We start from the raw sequence: 15421 nt of genomic DNA on the forward strand, positions 1-15421 counted from the left end.
ATACATCTTGAAATATAGCTTACAGAATATGTAAGAAAAGGTGTCCAATGAAGTACTTAAATCGTCGCGCTGTAAAACATGCTGACTTAAACCCTGCGGCCAAATTATTTGGTGGTGCATTATTAGCTTGGATTGATGAAGAGGCGGGAATCTACGCAAGTTGCCAGTTAAGCACTAAGCGATTAGTTACCAAGTATATGTCCGAGATTAATTTTTTATCATCGGCAGTTTTGGGTGATATTGTTGAAATCGGGATTGAAACAGTGGCGGTGGGGCGAACGTCGATTACTCTAGCCTGTGAGGTAAGAAATAAAGAAAGCAAGCAGGGGATTATTCGGGTGGAGCAGATTGTGATGGTGGCTGTAGATGCCCAAGGAAAACCTTGGGCTCATGAGCTCAATCAAATGCAATCTTAGTCGCAATCAATTTGGCAGCTACCGCTTGCTGCGATGCGAAGGCCTACGGTGCAAGTTGCTGGGCAGCTGTGGCTGCCTATAGATTTCACTTCCAAAGTGATGCCGCTATTGTTGGTATAAACATTGGTTACACCGGAATCAATGGGGTATGAGGTGTCATTAGTGTTGGTCATGAAGTGCTGACCTGTTGGGACGCCGGCTTCTACATCAGAAACAAATTGTAGGCCGCCAATACCGCCACATACGCCAATTGCGAGCAGTGCGCCTAATACACGATTTTTATTACTGCTTAACAATCCAAATTTATAAGCCAGCAATGTTAAAAATCCGCCTAAAGCGATCAGCAAGGGGGCGCCAAAAACAGGCACTTCTTGCGCAGCTACTGGGCCAATAACGATTTGGGCATTGGCGGCATGGGTAGCCAAAGACAAGCTAATTAAAGCAACAAGTTTAAAAAGACCACTGCGATACATCAAAGAATCCTCCTGGATTTCTTTTTCAGGTTAGTTTTATTGGAATTTAAGTGCTTACTTCGAAGATATTTCCAGGTCGAAGAGCGGTAGGAATACTGGCACGTAAAGCATTATTAGTCCAGTGCATGAATTGGCGTTTTTGGACATTGCTTTACCTCGGCTTTCGCTATTAAATGCCTAGCTTCGTAAAGCGGTTAGGCTATTTTTAGGAGCAGGCATGAGCATTGAGCTACCCATCGATATTGATCAAATTAAGGGCTTTTTAGCCGAAGATGAAGGGGAGGCGCTGTTCAATTTTGCCCAGCAATCGGCGCAGCTAGGCCCGGTACTGGAAGTAGGCAGCTACTGTGGTAAATCGACGGTTTATTTAGGTGAGGCCTGCAAGGGAAGCCCCAATGTCGTCTATGCGGTTGATCATCATCGCGGCTCTGAAGAGCACCAATTGGGTGAGGAATACCACGACCCAGACCTTTACGATAGCAGCGTCGAGTTAATGGACAGTTTTAAAGCTTTTCGCTCCACCATGCGTGCGGCTGGTTTAGAAGATACCGTGGTGCCGATTGTGGCAAGTTCGGCTTTGGCATCCAAAGGTTGGAACACGCCTCTTGGTATGGTGTTTATCGATGGTGGTCACAGTGAAGAAGCGGCTCAAACGGATTATCGCAGCTGGGTATCTCATATTAAGCCCGGCGGTATCTTGGCGATTCACGATATTTTCCCGAATCCAGCAGATGGCGGTCAGGCGCCATACAATATTTGGAAGCTTGCTAAGGCCTCTGGTTTATTTGAAGAGTTGCCGATGGTAAATACTCTGGGCTTGTTCCGCCGTAAGTAATCGCCTGCTGTTTTAAGGCAGCCAGCCGGCTGCCATTTTCCTTTTTTACTCATCCAAATTCGCGTAGAAGATAAAATCCATTGAAATATATTAGCGCTAATATATTATGCTCTGATGAATAATAAAACCCCCTTAGCCTCAGAGCTTGGCCTAGGTCAGGCTTTGCGCCGTCTGCTTGATCTTAGTGACAATGATATGGACAGTTGGTATCAGCAACTGTCTTTCCCCTATCGGGCGCGTTATACGCCCCTATTAAGGTTACTTGCCAATGGCCCGCAGATGGTGGGGCAGTTGAGTGAACAGCTGGCTGTTACCCAAGGTGCAGTTAGCCAAACGGTTCGCCTTATGCTGGACGATGGTTTGATCGAAAAATCTGCCGGTAAGGATGCTCGCCAGAGTGTGATATCTCTTAGTGCATCCGGTAAAGAGGCTTTGGAGATATTGCAGCCCCATTGGCAGGCAATGCTGCGAGCTGTGGATCAATTGGAATCTGAGCTTGGCTGCCCCTTGCGCGATAATTTAAGCGCTGCGGCTGAAGCTTTGGAATTGGAATCCTTCAGTGATCGAGTAGAGCGACAAAAGACGGAGCCTACAGAAAAGCTATTAGCAGGTACCGGTCAACAGAACCCCTTTTCGATTGCCTCTGCAGAATATCAAAAATTTCGTCCCAGCTACCCAGAGCAGTTAGGGCAAGCCCTGGCTGAGTTGTGTGGGGGCAATGATGTGGCTGTTGATGTTGGCTGTGGTAATGGCCAGTTAAGTACGGTGCTGGCGGCTTATTTTAAAAAGGTCATTGCTGTAGATAATAGCGCGGAGCAAATCCGGCATTCCCAGCAGCAAGACAATATTACTTACCAAGTAGGCTCTGCGGAATCTTTAGGGGGCGATATTCATGGTGCAGATCTGATTGTTGCAGCCCAAGCCGCCCATTGGTTTGATCTAAATAGCTTTTACGACGAAGCTCGCCGTGTTGCTAAACCCAATGCAAGCATCGCTTTAATTAGCTATGGCGTGCCCTATATAGAAGGCCCGTTAAACGCGATTTTTCAGCAGGGCTACTGGCAAGATTGTTTTTCTTATTGGCCTAAGCAGCGTCGCCCTGTCGAAAACGGTTATGCAGATTTGTATTTTCCTTTCGAAGAAACAAGCTTGCCCAATGTGAGTATTGAGCAAGAGATGAGCTTTGAAGAATTACTTGGCTATATATCCACCTGGTCGGCTTATAAAGCGGCGCAGCAAAAAGATGAGCTGGCGGTGTTTCACAGCTGGTTTGAGCGATTGCAGAAGCAGTGGGGTGATGAGCCAAAGAAAAAAGTGCTTTGGCCTATCGCAGCGAGAATTGGCAAGTTAAGCTAGTTTGGATTTCTCAGCTTAGCTTTTATCTTAAAAAATGTGCCGATTAGGCTTTTCGTGCCGCCTGTTTTTCGCCAAGTGATTTTTCATTACTTTTACAATCATAGCGTTGAAACTGGCAGCACTGAAAAATATCCCATGCGGCGGTGTGCTGGGTTAGCGCATCGGCCGCAAGCAAAATGGCGCCTGCTGTCCAGGTGGTTTTTTCTTCTGGCCAGATGATTTTTTCTTTGTATTGATAGCCTGTCCAATAAGCGCCGTCGTTATTGTCGCGCCATTGATGTAACCAGCTGTAAACCTGCACCGCTTTTGCATGTTCGTCTGCCGCTAACAAGGCCATGGTTAGCTCGCAAGATTCGGCGATGGTTACCCAAGGTTCATCGCTCACACACAAGCAGCCCATATTGTCCCGTACAAAGGTATCCCAACGCTCGGCAATACGTTTTTTAGCAGCCTCACCAGTAATGGCACCTGCAAGAATGGGGTAAAACCAATCCATCGAAAAGCGCTCTTTACTCTCCCAGGTGCGGTCGAAATACTCAGGGTGATCGGCTAATGCCGCGCCAAGCTTTTCATAGGCTTGTAGATAGCTGCTGTAGTCTTCACCAAGTTCTTCGGCGATGGCGATGGCACATTCAATACTTTTGTAAACCGAAGAGCAGCCCGTAACAAGTGCATCTTTAAAGGCGCTGCCGTCGGGTTCTATAGCCCAGTAGATTTCACCGGTGGGTGCTTGCAAAGATACGACAAGATCAATCGCTTTCTTAACGGCCGGGTACATGCGCAGCAAAAAATCCCGGTTCTGGCTGATGCGGTAATGGTGCCAAACGCCAGTTGCGATATAAGCAATAAAATTGGTTTCGCGCTTCTCTTTGTAGACTTCTTTGCCGTCTAGATAATTAGCGTACCAGCTGCCATCGTCTAGCTGATTATCAGCTAACCATTGATAGGCTTTTTCGGCCGCCTCATATTCACCCGCGATAGATAAGCCCATGGCAGCTTCGCTGTGATCCCAAGGGTCGGCCTTGTGGCCTTCAAACCAAGGGATTAAGCCGTCTTCAAGTTGTTGGCTAAGAATATAGTCAACGGTTTTGCGAAGAAACTGTTCGGGGAATAAACCCTTGCTTAGCAATAAACCGTCCATCTTATTCGCCTGTTGCTGTGGCAGCTGTTGTTGCGGTGGTCGCCGCCGTTGGGTCTTTCTTAAAATACATCACGATACTCTTACCCATAATAGGGTTTAAGATCTTATCTAAAACCTTGGTGAGTAATGGCCGCTGCATTAAATCCCAAACTAAAAACTTATGATAATGGCGCAACGCCCACACTTGATCATCTTCTTGGCCCCAGTATTTACACTTCAGCCACCAGTAAGGAACGTGCAGAGCGTGTGCCCAGTGGCGGTAATAGCGTGACCAACCTAGGTCTTCTACCTCCTGGCGCAAATGCATGGCATTAAAAATTCGGATGTGGCCACCGGGTGTGCGGTGATAATCTTCGCTTAAGCGCCAGCAGATATCTTCCGGCCAAGCGCGTGGTACGCTGATAGCAATTACACCATCGTCTTTTACGACTCGCTGAAGCTCTTTTAATACGCCTTGGAAATCTGGAATGTGTTCAAGCACTTCAGAGCAAATCACTTTATCGAAGCTGTTGTCTTCAAACGGCAGCTCTAGGGCATTGGCGGTTTGAAAGTGCAGGCTACGATTTTTGTTTTCTGGGTCCACAAATTGTTCGGCTCGCTCACCTGCGGTGGCCAAATCTTTTTCGCTGAGATCAACACCAATCGCTTCTACATCGGCATGCAAGTATGCCCCGATGGTGTGACGTCCTTCGCCGCAACCGACATCTAAAAATCGTTCGCCGTTTTTTAATTCAAGGCGATCAAAATTAATGGTTTGCATATATCCTATTTCCGTTCGGCCAGCATCTGTTGGTAGTATTGGCCGAACTGTTCTGCGGCAACCTTCCAGCTAAATTTTTCTTCTATTCGTTCGCGACAACGCAAGCCCATCTCTTGTCGGCGCTCAGGGTCTTGCAGCAACTCAGCAATGGCCTTGCTCAGGGCCTCGGCATTACCGGCGGGCACTACCACGCCAACATCACCAACAATTTCAGGTAGGGCGCCACCGTCACTGGATATTACCGCAGTGCCACAGGCCATGGCTTCGCCTGCCGGTAGGCCAAAGCCTTCATATAAAGAAGGCGAAACGGCGATGCTGGAGGCGTTGTAATGTTGCACTAGTTCTTCGGTACTGATACCCGATACAAAACGTACCTGCTGCTCTAGCTTCAGCTTCTTTAACTGCTTAGCGGTATCGCCATCTTCACGCAGTTTTCCGACCACAAGTAATTGCAGCTCAGGAAAATCCTCACGCAAATTCGCCATTGCATCCAACAAATAACGCAGGCCCTTAAGGGGCTGGTCGGCAGAAGCTGTGGTGATGAGCTGCAGAGGTTTTTTCTCAATATCGCTGCGTGGTCGAAAGGTTTCGGTATCGATACCGTTATAGACCAAGCTAATGTCGTCGCTGCTAATATCAAAGGCATCAGCAATATCATGGCGTGATTGCTCAGATACTGTAACGATATGGTTAAGCTTTTGAACTACGCGCTTTTGCATTCTTAAAAAAGAATGCCAGCGTTTTACTAATAGGCGATCTTTCCAGCCTTGGGCGGCATTCAGTGCCAGCTGGCGATCCCGGGTAATCGGATGATGCACAGTGGCGACTACCGGTAGGCCGCGCTTTTGAATGCTCAGCAGTCCCCAGCCTAGGCACTGATTGTCATGCACCAGATCATAGCGGTGGCCGTGTATTTTTAAATACTTAGCAACGCGGCGACTAAAGGTATAAGGCTCAGCAAAGCCACCAGTTAACATGCTCCACCATTCAAAGGTGTCACTGAAAGATTTCAGATGCTTTGGGCGTAAAGCAGTGACATGGTTGGGGGCACTAAATAGATCCAAACTGGGCATTTCGATCAGCTTAACCCGTGGGTCTAGATCAGGATACGGAGGCCCGGATATCACATCCACTTGATGCCCAGCGTCCACCAAGGCCTTACTGAGATACTTGATATAAATGCCCTGGCCGCCAACGAAGGGCGCACTGCGGTAGCCCAACAGGCAAATTCTGAGGGAGCGTTGTGCGTCGGTATCGGCACGGTTATTGGCATTGCTATCGGCAATGTTTTGGCTAAAGCTGTTCACGATGGATAAATGCTGCTTTTTTGGCTGCTAATTGCGCTCATTGTTAGCTCGCTGTGCGGTAACAATGGCTCTGTGAAATTGCCGCACAGTGTGACACAGCCTATAATCCCTCGGCAATTCCCTCATAGGTAATGACGATTGTCTTAGCTTAGGGAGCTCATTCCTAAAGGTAGTGCTGCTAGGGCAGCTGGGGGAAACATTGAGCCAAGACGAGCTCTCAGATAAATCCGAGTTAGACGATCAGCCGCAAGAGGCCGCGTTTGGGCGCATGCTTAAATTTTGGCGCTCCCAAAGTGGTTTATCGCAAGCCCAGCTTTCCGCACGCTTAGGTACCTCTAGCCGCCACATTAGCTTTCTTGAAACCGGTCGCAGCCGGCCCAGTCGCGCTATGGTCCAGCGCTTGCAGCAAGAGTTTAAGTTATCTTCACGCGAGGGCAATTTGCTGCTGCAGTCGGCGGGCTTTTTGCCCAATAGTGTCGCGAGCAGGCAAGTTTTAGGTGAACGCTTAAAGCGCCAAATGGGCTGGATGTTAGAAAAGCATGAGCCTTACCCAGCATTTATTGTGAATGATCTGGGCGATGTGCTGCTGTTTAATCGCGCCTGGCTAAACCTTATGCAGCAGGCGGGTTTGAAAGCGGGTTGTGAAGCCAGCGCTATTCAGATGAATATGTACCATCTGTTTTTCTCAGAAGAAGGCATGCGCTATGTGATTGATGGTTGGGAAGATTTTAGTTGCGCTTTATTAATGCAGGTAAAAGAACAACAGTTACTGACCAATGACAGCAAGCTTAACGAATTGATGGAATGGTTAGAGGCTTACCCTGGCATACCAAAGAATTGGCCAGAAATAGCAAGGCAGGTGCGCTTTGATTCAAGCTACGATATTCGTGTGACCTTGCCGCAAAGCGATTACTCAATGAAAACGGTAGTCACCGCCATTGAGCCCATCACTTTAAGTGCAAATGGAACTTTTAAACTGCACAGTTTCTTTCCGGGCGATATAGCAACGCAGCAGTGGTGGCAATCGGCGGCGACTCGCAAGGCTTATGGCGAGCTAAAACATCCGCTTCTAGCAACTGCCACCTAGACAGCAGTAAAACTTGGGGCCCAATTAGTGTTAACAGGCCCTAGTGATCGCCGTGATCTACACGCTCATCAATGGCATAAGCCAACAAAGCACCGACAGTCAAAATCGCAAAGATTCCCGCCATGAAAACGATCATTACAGCAGCGGTTACAGTCATTGTCTTGTCCTCAACAGGTAGTTAATGGGTTTTCTGTATGGCTAAGACTACGCCTGTGTAGGGTTGGGCTTATTGATTCACGTCAACAATTGTTCCGCTATATTGGTTTTTGCTAATTTACGTGTAAGCCTTTATTTTAAGTGCTTTTGAATAATCTGTGGCGCTGGTGTTTGACCCCGGCAGGGCGGCCTCATAGACTGGTGCCCGCATGCCCATACTGGTCACTTAAAATAAGAATTTAATATGTCCCTAGCCGAGTTACTTCCCCGTATTGAAACTGCTTTAAATCAATTTGCCGATGCTATGTGGAGCACACCGTTGGTAGTGCTATTGGTCGGTGGCGGTTTGTTTTTCGCTATTTATTCCAGGTTGCAGCCATATCGTCACCTTGGTCATAGTGTTGCGGTATTGCGAGGGCGCTACGATGACCCGAATGCGCCGGGGCAGGTTTCCCACTCGCAGGCCTTGTCGACGGCTTTGGCCGGCACCATGGGGCTGGGTAATATCTCCGGAGTTGCTATCGCTATTGCGCTAGGTGGACCGGGTGCAATATTTTGGATGTGGGTCACCGCAGTTATTGGTGTGGCGACAAAATTTTATACGGCCTCACTGGCGGTAATGTTTCGCGGTAAAGACAGTTTAGGGGAAACCCAGGGCGGCCCGATGTATGTCATTCGAGAAGCCTTGCCTAAGGGCTTCTTACCGTTGGCCTATTTATTTTGTTTAGCGGGAATGATCGGTACTCTGCCGGTGTTTCAAGCCAATCAGTTTATCCAGCTGCTGCGTGATGCGGTTGCGATTCCTGCGGGCTGGACTACGGCTGAGAGCCATATTGGTTTCGATCTAATCGCCAGTAGCTGCGTCGCTTTGTTAACGGTGGTGGTAATCATTGGCAAAATCCAGCGGATTGGTCGCTTAACCGTACGCTTGGTGCCGGCAATGGTGGTGCTCTATCTACTCTTTACTGCAGTGGTGCTGTTTCAATATATCGATCAAATTCCAGCGATGTTGGCGTTGATCGTAAGCGATGCTTTCACTGGGCAAGCTGCTGCCGGTGGTGCCCTAGGCACAGTGATTATGATTGGTGTACGCCGAGGGGCATTCTCTAACGAGGCGGGTATTGGTACGGAATCGATGGCCCATGGTGCGGCAAAAACCGATGAGCCTATTCGTGAAGGCGTGGTAGCAATGATTGGCCCTGTGGTTGATACCTTGGTGGTTTGTACTTGTACGGCGCTGATTATTTTACTGACTGGCGTGTGGCAAGATCCGTCAGCCGGGGCGGGAGTGACTATGACGGCAAGCGCAATCGATAAGGTGTTTCCTGGCGGTGGAATCTATTTGTTGCTGGTGATGGTGGCTTTATTGAGCTTTAGTACCATTGTTACTTATTGGTTCTATGGTGCTAAGTGTTTGGGCTTTTTAATAGGAGCTCAGAGGCAACATTATTATACGCCCTGCTACATTTTCTTGATTGTGCTCGGTGCTGTCGTTTCGCTAGACGTGGTGAATGGATTGCTGGTTGGGGTTTATGCCATCATGGCGATTCCAACCATGATTTCTAGCTTTATATTGGCGCCGAAGGTGAATGCGGCCGCTAAAGATTATTTCCGACGCTTGAAGCATGGAGAATTCAATTAGCCGTCTGTCATATACTGTAAGGAAACTTACTTGATCTGTAAGGCGTCTATCACTACATTGGACCTCTAGTACAAGGAGGTATTCTGATGGATTTGGTATTTCAAGCAAGCTGGCCAGCCCTTTGGGCAGCTTTGCTAAGCCCGCAAGGCATTATTGCGAGCTGTTTATTTTGTATAGGTGTGTTGGGTTTTCTGCTGTTTCAAGATATGGGAGAAAACTTGCGCTCATCCTTGCTGTCGCTAGCACTTTTCGGCTTGCTTGCGCTGGCCTATTCTTATTTGCAGTTTAGTCAGCCGGCGATCCCTCTGGCCCAGACCAGCGCCCCTGTAATAGCGGCGACTCCTCAAGTTAATAACAGCGCGATTATTACTCGCGGTGAAGGTGATTTAACGTCGGATGAGGCAGGCTACATCTATATTGGGCGATACCATAAGAAGAGTTGGCAAAGCGCTTTGTTTGATGGCCCCGAAGGGCCGCTGCGAACCGGAGATGTTTTGCAGTTAAACACGAACCGCGAGATGTTTGCCTGCGCCCCATATCGCAAGAAGATGCTGGATTTGCGCTTTACCTATTGCAAAGAGGTTATCGGGCAAGCCCAAGCCGAAGACAATGTGCGGGTCGCAAGGCCACCTATTATTGTGGGCTTGAGCAATGTTTGGGTTTACGTCACCAAGGTAAGCGGTTAGTGCCGTTAGCAGTCTGTGCCGGTGCAAGTTAGTAAGTAAGGGGCCCTAATAGAGCCGCCTAGACTTGCGTTGGCTTCATCTGAGTAGCCACCAATTTCCATAAGCCATAACCAAGAGTGCACACGCCAACCTTCTGGGTCACGTGGTAAATCTAGCTTCTTTTGCTCCATTGTGTCGAAGATACAGGTTAAATTGTCTTTAGTGATATGTAGCCGAAAGAACTGTTCTTTGCTGAAAGGCTTATCGCTGAAGCTGTTGCTATAAATAGATTTTTCAAAAAAACGACATTGTTCATTACTGTCTTCAGCTGCAAGAAGTGGTGCGGAGACAAAAGCTGAATATCCATCGTGAGCACTGAAGGAGGGGTAGACTCCGCGCATGTCGTACAAGTTGGCTAAAACACCGATGATTTGTCCGCTATCGCTCTGTAAATAAACCACCATAGAGGATTGTCCAATGGCTTTTCCATTGGGTGAATTGGCATCGCGATAAAACTGCGGCAGGCGATGGAAAAACTGAAATGTCAGGCTCCAGTCTGCCTCATTGCTCCAAGGCCTAGGCGCGCCTTCGATGTCATAAAGGTATTGGTAAGCACAGTGCGGGCCGCCGCCATTTATAGCCTGCCAGTCAAATTGCCAAGTATTAATCATACAGCCTGCCTGGTAACCGTGCAGTTGGATGGCGCTGCTCCCGGTTGGTGGGGCTAGGTCAAACTCACCAAACTGGTTTTCGACGTCGGTATGAAACCCAGTGTAATAACCGACATCATAGCTAATATTTTGTTCGGCAGCGTTTGGGCCTAAATGTCTGATAAAAAGCTGTGGCTTATTAGTTTCAAAAGGTTCAACAGTAATTAAGCCGTTTTGAACAACGATATGATCTTCTGGTTGACTAATGAATTGTGGGCTGGTGAAAATTTGTCCGATTTGCGCGTGGGCGTGATTAATGGCAAGTCCAGACACTAGAAGAGAAGCAAGTGCAGATCTAAAAAACATTACTTTGGTGTCCATTCCAGATTAAGTGTTTCCGATAGTTTACATCCGACTGCAGAATATTCTCTGTAGTTGGACATAAACGGTAATTTTGAGAGGGTGAGCGCAGCTTTCTTTATGTTTGTTCTTGTTGATATTGAAACACTTCCTCTAAAGGGCGCTGAAAGACCGCCGCAATTTTAAAGGCCACTTCCAGCGAAGGAGAGTAGCGCTCAGCCTCTATGGCCAATATGGTTTGTCTTGTTACCCCAACAGCCGTGGCGAGCGCTTGTTGGGTCATTTCATCATGTTCAAACCGCAGGCGGCGTATTTGATTGCTAATTTGGCATTTGCTCATGTCACTTCCCGCTGTGGTTAGATACCACGATATAGATAATAAAGCTGGCGTCCGGCGTTTGTTAACTCGGCCAAGATTAATCCGATTAATAACAATAAAAGTGGGTGGGCTAGGCTTAATTCGCTGCGGTCGCCACCAAATTGTACGGTTAAGCCAAATTGCACTAGGGCCAGTACGATGGTGGTTTGGCTGATGGTTGCAGACCAATAAGCGCCAAGCTGGGCTGCCTGCTGCTCTCGTTCGTCGCGCTCCTCTTCCGCGTCTTTATTCGCGACGATGGCGATTGCGATATGGCAGAGTATATAAGCGATAACAGCCATAAAGAGCACGCTAGCAACCACCTCATAGGCTTGTTCAATATTAAATAAGGCCCCATTACCCGCTAAGATCAATTGCTTAACGGTATACCCGATTAAGCCCAACATAATTAGGGCATCAACCCACAGCACTTGTTCGCGATAAGCCATTACTGCCTCCTTGGTATAATTTGATTAACCTGGTGTTAAAAATGTTTGACATGGCAAATCCTAGTTTGGCTTTAGCATCATGTCAAATATATTTGACATGATGTTTGTAGAACTTAACAAATGCCATTGTATTTATGGTGAGACGTGAGACGTGAGACGTGAGAGGGGGCTAGAAGAGCTAAGCTGATCTAGAGGTGTAAAAAGGCCCACCGTAGCGGGCCTTGTGGGGGATTTAGCGCTGCGCTATAAGGGCTAGTGCGCGTCCTGCGGCTTGGCGAACCTGATTTGGGGCGGTGCCGCCAATGTGATTGCGAGCGGCAACCGAGCCTTCAAGAGTTAGAACTTGGAAGACATCATCGCTGATTTGGCCGCTAAATTGCTGTAGCTCTTCTAGGCTCATATCAGATAGATCCTTACCGGTTTCTAAACCGTAGGCGACAGATTTACCCACAATCTCGTGCGCATCGCGAAAAGGCACGCCTTTGCAAACGAGGTAATCCGCTAAATCTGTAGCGGTAGAGAAGCCACGCTTAGCGGCTTCCAGCATGGCCGCTGGTTTAGATTCAATGGCAGGAATCATATCGGCGAAAGCACGTAGACAGTCTTTGACGGTATCCACTGCATCGAATAATGGCTCTTTATCTTCCTGATTGTCCTTGTTGTACGCCAGTGGCTGGGATTTCATCAAGGTTAGCAGGCTGATCAAATGACCATTCACGCGGCCTGTTTTACCACGTACCAGTTCTGGCACATCCGGGTTCTTCTTTTGGGGCATGATGGAAGAGCCGGTGCAGAAACGATCTGGCAAATCAATAAAATTAAACTGCGCTGAAGTCCACAATACCAACTCCTCAGACATGCGTGACATGTGGGTCAGCAGCAAGCTGGCAAAGGCGCAGAATTCGATGGCGAAGTCGCGATCGGATACTGAGTCCAAGCTATTCTCAGTTGGCTTGTTAAAGCCCAGCAACTCGGCTGTCATATCTCGCTGAATGGCGTAGCTGGTGCCAGCTAAGGCTGCGGCGCCTAGCGGCGATTGGTTTAAGCGTTTACGGCAATCGACTAAGCGACCAAAGTCACGCTCTAGCATCTCGTTCCAAGCCAATAGGTGATGACCGAAAGTTACTGGCTGGGCTGTTTGCAGGTGCGTGAAGCCTGGCATGATGGTGTCGGCTTCGCCTTCGGCCAGTTTGATTAGACCGTCTTGCAGGCGTGTCATTTCAAGGCTGATCAAGTCAATCTCGTCGCGTAGCCACAGGCGAATATCGGTAGCTACCTGATCGTTGCGAGAACGGCCGGTGTGGAGTTTTTTACCGGTAATGCCAATGGCTTTGGTTAGCGCTGATTCGATGTTCATATGAACATCTTCAAGGGGAATAGACCAGTCAAAGCGTCCGGCTTCAATATCCGCTTGCACGGTCTGCAAGCCCTGGATGATGGCATTTCGCTCTTCTTGGTTAAGCACGCCTGCTTCGGCCAGCATGGTGGCGTGGGCGACGGAGCCCTGAATATCTTGTTTGTACATGCGCTGGTCAAATTGCACCGAGGCTGTAAAACGTTGTACAAAGGCGTCAGTTGCCTCACTAAAGCGACCGCCCCATTGCTGATTGGTGGCGTCGTTTTGGCTATCGCTCATGGTTACATCCTGCTTTTTTAATCTTAAAGTATTGGTTTGCTATTGCGCCTAAATAGGCAGCGCCCACCTAAGGGTGTGGCATTATAGTGCTTCATGCCGCCTAAGGTAACTGATCAACCTTTTGGCCTTGTGGTGTCGGTGCATCGAAGCGCGAAGCCGTACAATTCAGCACTGTTTTATCACCACCGTTTTTATATGCTCCCTAGGAGAGGCTTTGTTTAATAGAAATAGTAAAAAGCGCCAATTAGAACAAGGAGTTAATGAAACTCTGAATATTCAGGGGGATTTCCTACCCGATCTGAAAAAACCATCTGTAGCTTTGGTGGTGGTCTTGGTTTGTGAGCTATTGGCGATCACCTTGAGTTTGTCGGCCTTTGGTTTAGAAGGCTTCGATTGGCAGGGCTTTGGCATGGTCTCCTTCGCGGTACAGTGGGTCGCGCTGGCATCGCTGCTGTTTTTGGCTTTGATGTCGGGCTGGCTCAATAAGCGCCACCCGGCTGTAGCAGGCCTGAGTTGTTTCGCCGTAGTTCAGCTGATGACGCTATGCTTGTTCAGCGTGGTTATCTCTCAATATGGCGATATGCTGCAGTTAAATTATTGGAGCCTCGGGCAGTTTTTGCTGATTTCCATGATTATTTCAGGCATCGGCCTGCGCTATATGTACTTACAACAACAAGTGCGTAACCAACAGCAGGCGCATTTGCACTCTCAGCTTCAGGCGCTGCAATCGAGGATTCAGCCCCATTTCTTGTTCAACTGTATGAATACGATTGCCTGTTTAATCGAGGTAGATCCGCAAAAGGCTGAGCAGGCGATTGAAGATCTTAGTGAGCTGTTTCGTGCCAGTCTGGCTGAGCCCAAATTGGTTACTCTAAGGGATGAGGTCACTTTATGTGAGCGTTACCTGGCGATGGAAAAGTTGCGCATGGGTGAGCGCTTACATACTGATTGGCAGGTGACTGATGATGCTTGGAATATGCCAATCCCGAGCTTAGTACTGCAGCCTTTATTAGAAAATGCCATTAAGCATGGCGTGCACCACTTGCCCCAGGGTGGCACTATTCGAATAAAGGTGCTTAAACAGAATGACGAGCTACACTTAGTAGTAAGTAACCCTCTGGTACAAGAGGCCCGCAGTTCTGGGAATCAACTGGCACTGAACAATGTACTGGCCCGCCTAAAGGGGCATTTTGGCGAGAAGGTTAAGTGGAATATCGAGCAGAATGACGAACTTTACACAATTAATATTCGTTACCAATTGAAGAAATTATGAGCTGCTGCCGATAGCAATGATTCAACACAGTAAAAAACAAGTGAGATCTAAGTAATGAGCACAATCATGGATGTTTTGGTCGTCGATGATGAGGCGCTAGCCAGAGAGCGGCTGGTTCGAATGATTTCCCGCATGGATGAGTGTGAGGTTGTGGCGCAGGCTGCTGGTGCCGATGAGGCTATGCAAGCTATTCAGTCGTCTGGTCCAGATGTGGTATTGATGGATATTTCCATGCCGGGTGAAGATGGCCTATCGGCGGCTAGACGAATTTCTACGATGGAAGACCCACCAGCGGTGGTGTTTTGCACGGCCTATGATAAGCACGCCGTTGAAGCTTTTGAGGCTCAGGCGGTTGGTTATCTACTTAAGCCAGTTAGGCAAGAGCAGCTAGAGCAAGTTTTACATAATGCTCGTAAACTTAATCGTATGCAGTTGGCTGCCTTAGATGATATGGGCAAAACTGATCGCCCTAACGCGCGTAAACATATTAGTGCGAAAACTCGCCGTGGCGTCGAGCTGATCCCATTAGAAGATGTATTTTATTTTCTGGCCGATCAAAAATATGTGACAGTTTACCATCGTGGGGGTGAAACCTTGATCGATGATACGCTAAAAGAGTTAGAGTCTGAATTTGAAGCCAGTTTTGTGCGTGTTCACAGAAATGCATTAGTTGCTCGCAGCTATATTGAAGGTATGGAAAGAGCTGCAGAAGGACACTATGTTATGCGCTTGCGTGATAGCGATGAAAAGCCAGTGGTAAGTCGTCGGCATGTAAGTCGTATTCGAGCAATGCTAGCTGAAATGTAAATTGCGTTTCTTTTTTTATCAAAGCCTCGATAGTATCGGGGCTTTTTTAT

The 15421-nt window shown here is 48.1% G+C and carries 16 protein-coding genes; 8 read left to right on the top strand and 8 right to left on the bottom strand.

Annotated features, from left to right (window positions below):
- Positions 1-47 precede the first annotated feature (47 nt).
- The gene (locus Q1A41_RS14805) at positions 48-416 is read left to right on the top strand and encodes a hotdog domain-containing protein (RefSeq protein ID WP_299980550.1); all 369 of its coding nucleotides are present in this window, start codon (positions 48-50) and stop codon (positions 414-416) included.
- Here Q1A41_RS14805 and Q1A41_RS14810 read toward each other — a convergent pair.
- Complete coding sequence (locus Q1A41_RS14810) at positions 413-889, bottom strand: midcut-by-XrtH protein (protein WP_299980702.1); 477 nt, start codon at positions 887-889, stop codon at positions 413-415. The genes Q1A41_RS14805 and Q1A41_RS14810 overlap by 4 nt on opposite strands.
- Before the next feature lie 217 nt (positions 890-1106).
- Between Q1A41_RS14810 and Q1A41_RS14815 the strand changes: the two genes are divergently transcribed.
- Together Q1A41_RS14815 and Q1A41_RS14820 are read left to right on the top strand one after the other, a co-directional pair.
- Complete coding sequence (locus tag Q1A41_RS14815; RefSeq protein WP_299980552.1) at positions 1107-1724, top strand: class I SAM-dependent methyltransferase; 618 nt, start codon at positions 1107-1109, stop codon at positions 1722-1724.
- Between the two features lie 114 nt (positions 1725-1838).
- Entirely contained in the window at positions 1839-3080 is a 1242-nt protein-coding gene (locus tag Q1A41_RS14820; protein WP_299980554.1) for a methyltransferase domain-containing protein, read from the top strand.
- 43 nt (positions 3081-3123) lie between these two features.
- Here the strand turns inward: Q1A41_RS14820 and Q1A41_RS14825 are convergent, their stop codons facing one another.
- Genes Q1A41_RS14825 through Q1A41_RS14835 form a run of 3 tightly spaced genes read right to left on the bottom strand, consistent with a single transcriptional unit; the run spans position 3124 to position 6288 of the window.
- Positions 3124-4221 (bottom strand): prenyltransferase/squalene oxidase repeat-containing protein, encoded by a 1098-nt coding sequence (locus Q1A41_RS14825; protein ID WP_299980556.1) that lies wholly within the window; start codon positions 4219-4221, stop codon positions 3124-3126.
- 1 nt (position 4222) lies between these two features.
- The gene (locus Q1A41_RS14830) at positions 4223-4981 is read right to left on the bottom strand and encodes a class I SAM-dependent methyltransferase (protein ID WP_299980558.1); all 759 of its coding nucleotides are present in this window, start codon (positions 4979-4981) and stop codon (positions 4223-4225) included.
- Between the two features lie 5 nt (positions 4982-4986).
- Entirely contained in the window at positions 4987-6288 is a 1302-nt protein-coding gene (locus Q1A41_RS14835) for a glycosyltransferase family 4 protein (RefSeq protein WP_299980560.1), read from the bottom strand.
- Between the two features lie 199 nt (positions 6289-6487).
- On the opposite strand from Q1A41_RS14835, the gene Q1A41_RS14840 reads away from it, so the two are divergent.
- From Q1A41_RS14840 to Q1A41_RS14850, 3 genes are all read left to right on the top strand, one after another.
- Entirely contained in the window at positions 6488-7375 is an 888-nt protein-coding gene (locus tag Q1A41_RS14840; RefSeq protein ID WP_299980562.1) for a helix-turn-helix domain-containing protein, read from the top strand.
- A gap of 400 nt (positions 7376-7775) precedes the next feature.
- Positions 7776-9173, top strand: a complete 1398-nt coding sequence (locus tag Q1A41_RS14845; protein WP_299980564.1) for an amino acid carrier protein — start codon at positions 7776-7778, stop codon at positions 9171-9173.
- A gap of 86 nt (positions 9174-9259) precedes the next feature.
- Entirely contained in the window at positions 9260-9859 is a 600-nt protein-coding gene (locus Q1A41_RS14850) for a hypothetical protein (RefSeq protein WP_299980566.1), read from the top strand.
- A 5-nt stretch (positions 9860-9864) separates the two neighbouring features.
- Here the strand turns inward: Q1A41_RS14850 and Q1A41_RS14855 are convergent, their stop codons facing one another.
- The 4 genes from Q1A41_RS14855 to argH form a co-directional block, all read right to left on the bottom strand.
- The gene (locus tag Q1A41_RS14855) at positions 9865-10854 is read right to left on the bottom strand and encodes a hypothetical protein (RefSeq protein ID WP_299980568.1); all 990 of its coding nucleotides are present in this window, start codon (positions 10852-10854) and stop codon (positions 9865-9867) included.
- Positions 10855-10966: 112 nt separating this feature from the next.
- The gene (locus tag Q1A41_RS14860) at positions 10967-11188 is read right to left on the bottom strand and encodes a helix-turn-helix transcriptional regulator (protein ID WP_299980570.1); all 222 of its coding nucleotides are present in this window, start codon (positions 11186-11188) and stop codon (positions 10967-10969) included.
- Positions 11189-11205: 17 nt separating this feature from the next.
- Positions 11206-11655, bottom strand: a complete 450-nt coding sequence (locus tag Q1A41_RS14865) for a hypothetical protein (RefSeq protein WP_299980572.1) — start codon at positions 11653-11655, stop codon at positions 11206-11208.
- A gap of 232 nt (positions 11656-11887) precedes the next feature.
- Complete coding sequence (gene argH / locus Q1A41_RS14870; RefSeq protein ID WP_299980574.1) at positions 11888-13291, bottom strand: argininosuccinate lyase; 1404 nt, start codon at positions 13289-13291, stop codon at positions 11888-11890.
- Positions 13292-13505: 214 nt separating this feature from the next.
- Between argH and Q1A41_RS14875 the strand changes: the two genes are divergently transcribed.
- Positions 13506-14564: a histidine kinase gene (locus Q1A41_RS14875; RefSeq protein WP_299980576.1), complete on the top strand. Its 1059-nt coding sequence runs from the start codon at positions 13506-13508 to the stop codon at positions 14562-14564.
- Positions 14565-14630: 66 nt separating this feature from the next.
- The gene (locus Q1A41_RS14880; protein ID WP_299980704.1) at positions 14631-15371 is read left to right on the top strand and encodes a LytTR family DNA-binding domain-containing protein; all 741 of its coding nucleotides are present in this window, start codon (positions 14631-14633) and stop codon (positions 15369-15371) included.
- The last annotated feature ends 50 nt before the right edge of the window (positions 15372-15421 follow it).

This window comes from uncultured Pseudoteredinibacter sp. (assembly GCF_947502065.1).
In the GTDB taxonomy this organism is placed as follows: Bacteria; Pseudomonadota; Gammaproteobacteria; order Pseudomonadales; family Cellvibrionaceae; genus Pseudoteredinibacter.

Bases quoted from the DNA above. Each gene is read 5' to 3' on its own strand.
- Q1A41_RS14855 (WP_299980568.1), bottom strand. From the start codon at position 10,854: ATGTTTTTTAGATCTGCACTTGCTTCTCTTCTAGTGTCTGGACTTGCC.
- Q1A41_RS14880 (WP_299980704.1), top strand. From the start codon at position 14,631: ATGGATGTTTTGGTCGTCGATGATGAGGCGCTAGCCAGAGAGCGGCTG.
- Q1A41_RS14860 (WP_299980570.1), bottom strand. From the start codon at position 11,188: ATGAGCAAATGCCAAATTAGCAATCAAATACGCCGCCTGCGGTTTGAA.
- Q1A41_RS14845 (WP_299980564.1), top strand. From the start codon at position 7,776: ATGTCCCTAGCCGAGTTACTTCCCCGTATTGAAACTGCTTTAAATCAA.
- Q1A41_RS14850 (WP_299980566.1), top strand. From the start codon at position 9,260: ATGGATTTGGTATTTCAAGCAAGCTGGCCAGCCCTTTGGGCAGCTTTG.
- Q1A41_RS14815 (WP_299980552.1), top strand. From the start codon at position 1,107: ATGAGCATTGAGCTACCCATCGATATTGATCAAATTAAGGGCTTTTTA.
- Q1A41_RS14805 (WP_299980550.1), top strand. From the start codon at position 48: ATGAAGTACTTAAATCGTCGCGCTGTAAAACATGCTGACTTAAACCCT.
- Q1A41_RS14830 (WP_299980558.1), bottom strand. From the start codon at position 4,981: ATGCAAACCATTAATTTTGATCGCCTTGAATTAAAAAACGGCGAACGA.
- Q1A41_RS14825 (WP_299980556.1), bottom strand. From the start codon at position 4,221: ATGGACGGTTTATTGCTAAGCAAGGGTTTATTCCCCGAACAGTTTCTT.
- argH (WP_299980574.1), bottom strand. From the start codon at position 13,291: ATGAGCGATAGCCAAAACGACGCCACCAATCAGCAATGGGGCGGTCGC.
- Q1A41_RS14865 (WP_299980572.1), bottom strand. From the start codon at position 11,655: ATGGCTTATCGCGAACAAGTGCTGTGGGTTGATGCCCTAATTATGTTG.
- Q1A41_RS14820 (WP_299980554.1), top strand. From the start codon at position 1,839: ATGAATAATAAAACCCCCTTAGCCTCAGAGCTTGGCCTAGGTCAGGCT.
- Q1A41_RS14810 (WP_299980702.1), bottom strand. From the start codon at position 889: ATGTATCGCAGTGGTCTTTTTAAACTTGTTGCTTTAATTAGCTTGTCT.